At 67.4% G+C, this 4,604-nt stretch carries 6 protein-coding genes; 3 read left to right on the top strand and 3 right to left on the bottom strand.

Annotated features, from left to right (window positions below; translation table 11 throughout):
* A partial coding sequence (locus WCB02_RS22660) for a hypothetical protein (RefSeq protein WP_423961614.1) occupies nucleotides 1-237 on the top strand: 237 nt, incomplete at its 5' end.
* A 129-nt stretch (nucleotides 238-366) separates the two neighbouring features.
* Here the strand turns inward: WCB02_RS22660 and WCB02_RS22665 are convergent.
* Complete coding sequence (locus WCB02_RS22665; RefSeq protein ID WP_423961615.1) at nucleotides 367-987, bottom strand: glutathione S-transferase family protein; 621 nt, start codon at nucleotides 985-987, stop codon at nucleotides 367-369.
* 158 nt (nucleotides 988-1,145) lie between these two features.
* Here WCB02_RS22665 and WCB02_RS22670 point away from each other — a divergent pair, with 158 nt between their 5' ends.
* On the top strand, nucleotides 1,146-2,441 hold the full coding sequence (locus tag WCB02_RS22670) for a flavin-dependent oxidoreductase (protein ID WP_423961616.1): 1,296 nt from the start codon (nucleotides 1,146-1,148) through the stop codon (nucleotides 2,439-2,441).
* A 140-nt stretch (nucleotides 2,442-2,581) separates the two neighbouring features.
* Here WCB02_RS22670 and WCB02_RS22675 read toward each other — a convergent pair whose 3' ends face one another.
* The gene (locus tag WCB02_RS22675) at nucleotides 2,582-3,004 is read right to left on the bottom strand and encodes a PaaI family thioesterase (protein WP_423961618.1); all 423 of its coding nucleotides are present in this window, start codon (nucleotides 3,002-3,004) and stop codon (nucleotides 2,582-2,584) included.
* A gap of 48 nt (nucleotides 3,005-3,052) precedes the next feature.
* The gene (gene mutY / locus WCB02_RS22680) at nucleotides 3,053-4,201 is read right to left on the bottom strand and encodes an A/G-specific adenine glycosylase (RefSeq protein ID WP_423961620.1); all 1,149 of its coding nucleotides are present in this window, start codon (nucleotides 4,199-4,201) and stop codon (nucleotides 3,053-3,055) included.
* Nucleotides 4,202-4,339: 138 nt separating this feature from the next.
* Between mutY and WCB02_RS22685 the strand changes: the two genes are divergently transcribed.
* Nucleotides 4,340-4,604 (top strand): DciA family protein (locus tag WCB02_RS22685; RefSeq protein ID WP_423961622.1); only part of this gene is annotated, 265 nt, incomplete at its 3' end.

Raw genomic sequence — 4,604 nt, forward strand, 5'->3', positions numbered from 1 at the left:
CCGCGGGTTACTGGATCGCCCGGTCAAGCCGGGCGACGACGCTGGAGAAAATGGCTCAAAATTGAATCGGAAATGGTTCCGCGCGTGGCCATGCTCTCAACCTTCATCGTCCGGCGACAGCAGAGCAGCAATCCATCCTTTCTGTGCGGTGCGATGGATTGCTTCGCTGCGCTCGCAATGACGGTGAGAGAGCTACGCGACCATCTCACACCGTCATTGCAATCGCAGCTGCGGTAGGTAGGCCGAAGGCGCGCTTTGCGCCGTGCCCACCATCGCGTCCGCCGAAAGACAGATGGTGGGCACGCGGAGGCTGTCATCGGGCGGCGCTTTGCGCCGACCCGTTGGCTTTGCCCACCCCACACAGCGTCAGCCCTGCTCCTCGGCGAGCGCCTTGGCGACGGCGGGCCGCGCCGCCATGCGCTGGTGATGATCCATCACGCGCGGCAGGGTGGCGAGATCGACGCCGTCGGCGCCCAGCCATTGCGTCAGCGTAAACAGATAGGGGTCGCAGATCGAATAGGCCTCGCCCATCACCCACGGGCCCCGCAGCATCTTGCGTTCGATCAGCGCGAAACCGGCGCCGACGCTCTCGGGCACCTTTCGCTTCATGTCGGCGAACGAACTTTCTTCGCTCGCCCAGCGCGGGCCGCGCATGCGGTGGGCATGCGCGACATGCACGGTGGAGCAGAGATAGCTGTTGAAGGCCTGCGCCTGCGCGAAGGCGAAGATGTCGTCGAGCGGCGCCAGTTTGGCCTGCGGAAAGCTTTGCGCGATGAAGGCGAGCATCGCCGGCGTCTCGGTCAGAATGCCGCGATCGGTCACCAGCGAGGGCACGCGGCCCTTGGGATTGATCTCCAGGTATTGCGGGCTGTTCTGCTGGTTGGTCTTGAAGTCGACCCTCTCGGTGGTGTAGTCGGCGCCGGCCTCGGCCAGCGCGATGTGCGAGGCGAGCGCGCAGGTGCCTGGGGTATAATAGAGCTTGAACATGTCTCATCCTCTCGAGGGCCGGCGCGAGACTACCGGCGGCCGCGGGTGAGGTCCATCCCCGGTTGCCGTCCCCGACCGCGATCCGGGGCTTTCGCGGTTGCCCCCTCGCCGCCTCTCATGCCAAGACGCCCCAAACTTCAAATGGGGGGAATGGCGTCATGACGGTACTCATCGCGGGCGGCGGCATCGGCGGGCTGACGCTGGCGCTCAGCCTGCACCAGATCGGCGTTGACGCAAAACTATTCGAAACCGTTGCCGCATTGAAACCGCTCGGCGTCGGCATCAACGTGCTGCCGCATGCGGTGCGCGAGCTGGTCGAGCTCGGCCTGTTGGAGCGGCTGGATGCGATGGGCGTGCGCACGAAGGAGCTCGCATATTTTTCCAAGCATGGCCAGCCGATCTGGAGCGAGCCGCGCGGGCGCGAGGCCGGCTACCACTGGCCGCAATTCTCGATCCATCGCGGCCTGCTGCAGCAGATCCTGCGCGATGCCGCGATCGAGCGGCTCGGCCCCGACAACATCCTGCTGAGCCACCACCTCGCCGGCTGGACCGAGACCGGCGACGGCGTGCGCACCGATTTCATCGACAAGGCGACCGGCCAAGCCGCCGGCAGCCATGACGGCGCGGTGCTGATCGCGGCCGACGGCATCCACTCGGCGGTGCGCGAAAAGCTCTATCCGCAGGAAGGCCCGCCGATCTGGAACGGCCGCATCCTGTGGCGCGGCATCACCGCAAGCGATGCCTTCCTGTCCGGCCGCACCATGATCATGGCCGGCCATGAGGTGCTGAAATTCGTCTGCTATCCGATCTCGAAGGAGCCGGACGCCGCCGGCCAATACCAGATCAACTGGGTCGCCGAACGCCACATGCCGCCGAGCTATCAGTGGCGCCGCGAGGATTATAACCGGGCCGCGAAGCTGGAGGAATTCCTGCCCTGGTTCGAGAGCTGGAGGTTCGACTGGCTCGACGTGCCCGGGCTGATCCGCAACTGCAGCCACGCCTATGAATATCCGCTGGTCGACCGCGACCCGCTCGATCGCTGGACCTTCGGCAAGGTGACGCTGCTCGGTGACGCCGCGCACCCGATGTATCCGATCGGCTCCAACGGCGCCTCGCAGGCCATCCTCGATGCCCGCGTCCTCACGCGTGAGATTGCCGCACACGGCGCGACCCATGAAGCGCTTGCCGCCTACGAGGCCGACCGCCGCCCCGCCACCACCGAGCTGGTCAAGCTCAACCGCCGCAACGGGCCGGAGCAGGTGATGCAGATGGTCGAGGAGCGCGCGCCCGACGGCTACAAGGTCGTCACCGACGTGCTGTCGCAGCAGGAGCTGGAAGAGATCGCCGCCAACTACAAGCGCGTCGCCGGCTTCCAGGTCGAGGCGCTGAACGCCCGGCCGCCGATCGTCACATCCGGCGGCGAGGCGCCGCGGGCCAGACGAGCGATTCCGTGAAAGTTGTCATCTGCAGGGCGCTTCCTCCCCGCCACGCGGCTCACGCGCGTGGAGGGAGAGGAGGAATCGACTGCATGGCGACGCCTGATATGATTCGAGCTTCGAAATCGCTGCGCCAGCATGGGGTCAGCTTGACGGCCTTATCGCCTGAAGGCCTTCGCAGTGTCGACCAATCGCGCGCTTGCGGTGGCGGTGGCCAGCATGGTGCCGTCGTCGGCCGTCAACCGTCCCTGCACAAACGCAATCGTCCGGCCAAGCTGCGTCACCTCCGCCTCGCCGGTGATCGGCCCCGGTTTGGCCGGCGCCAGGAAATTGACGGTCATGGTGATGGTCGCGGTGTACAGCCTGCCCCCGGTCATGATGAACACCGCCGGGCCCATGGTGTCGTCGAGCATCGCGGACAGCATGCCGCCCTGGATGAAGCCGGCCGGGTTGCAGAACTCGGGCTTGCCGTCAAAACCGAGCCGGATCCAGCCGTCGCCGGGTCGGGCATCGAGCAGGCGCCAGCCGAGCAATTTTGCCGATGGCGGCGGGACAACATGGTCGAGCGCGGTCGCGATCATGGGAACCTCCGGAACACGCTGTAGCGCAGGCCCGCTGCCAGTGTGCTGTCAGGAGCCAGCCGCATGATCCGGAGCTGGCGAGCCCGAACCGAAGCCGTGCGCGATCACCTTGCGCATCAGATTGGGCAGCGCCTCGCCGTCGAGCGTCGCCACCGGCACCCAGCGCATGCCCTCCGGGGCGCGGGTGCGCGCCGGCACCCTGGCGGTATAGACCACGAGCTCCAGCGGGAAATGCGTGAAGACGTGGCTGACGACGCCGGCCTTGCGGTGCCAGCGCACAACGCCCTTCAGCGCCGGCGCCTGCGCTTTCGCGGCCGCGTCGTCCTGCGCGGCATGCCAGTCGGAGCCCGGCACTTCGGTCATGCCGCCTAGCAATCCTTTTGCGGGACGGCTGCGCACCAGAAGTTCGTCGCCCCGCGTCACGACGAAGGCCGCGCCGCGCCGCAACGTGCCGGTCTTCTTCGGCGCCTTGCGCGGAAAGCTCTCCTGATCGCCGCGCGCCCGGGCGACACAATCCTGGTTCAGCGGACACAGCGCGCAGGCCGGTTTCTTCGGCGTGCAGATCGTGGCGCCGAGATCCATCAGCGCCTGCGCGCTATCGCCGGCGCGAGACTCCTCTTCGCCGGATCGAGCGGGAGCGAGCAGCGTCGCCGCCAAGCGCTGGATCTGCGGCTTGGCCTGCGGCAGCGGCTCCTCCACCGCGAACAGCCGCGACACCACCCGCTCGATATTGCCGTCGACCGGCATGGTGCGGCGATCGAACGCGATCGCGGCAATCGCGGCCGCCGTGTAGGGCCCGATCCCCGGCAGCGCGCGCAGGCCTGCTTCCGTATCCGGAAACGCGCCGCCATGGTCGCGCAGCACCGCGACCGCGCAGGCGTGCAGATTGCGGGCGCGCGAGTAATAGCCCAGCCCGGCCCACATCCGCAGCACATCGTCGAGCGAGGCGCGCCCCAGTGCGGCGACGTCGGGCCAGCGCGCGACGAACTTTTCGAAATACGGCCCGACCGCCCTCACCGTGGTCTGCTGCAGCATGATTTCCGACAGCCAGACCCGGTAGGCCTCGGCGCGCTGCCCCGCCGGCGGTCGCCACGGCAGCCGGCGGCGATGGCGGTCGTACCAGGCCAGCAGCAATGCCGGGCGGCTGGGAGTTTCGCTGGGAACTCGTGGTTGTTGACCGGCTGCGACAGGGCTCATGACAAAACGACTGTAACGGCTGCGCGCCAATCTCTCCACGTCATGGCCGGGCTCGTCCCGGCCATCCACGTCTTTCTGTCCGGCAGCACCGCAAGTTCGTGGATGCCTTCTCGCAACATTGTTGTGCTATAACGCCTCATGGCAAAACCCCGCTTGTTCAGCGCCAAGCCGCTCTCCGTCCTGCTCGGCGACGTGTTTTCCGACGCCTATGCCAAGCAGGGCTTTGCCGCCCGCGAGCTGGTGACGCGCTGGGGGGAGATCGCGGGCAAGCAGGTCGCCGCGCATTCCGAGCCGCTCAAGATCCAATGGCCGCGCCCGGTGGAGGGCCAGCCGCAGGAGCCGGCCACGCTGGTGCTCCGGGTGGAAGGGCCGATGGCGCTGGAAATCCAGCATTCCTCCGACG

It is taken from the genome of Bradyrhizobium sp. (genome assembly GCF_049581145.1).
In the GTDB taxonomy this organism is placed as follows: Bacteria; Pseudomonadota; Alphaproteobacteria; order Rhizobiales; family Xanthobacteraceae; genus Bradyrhizobium.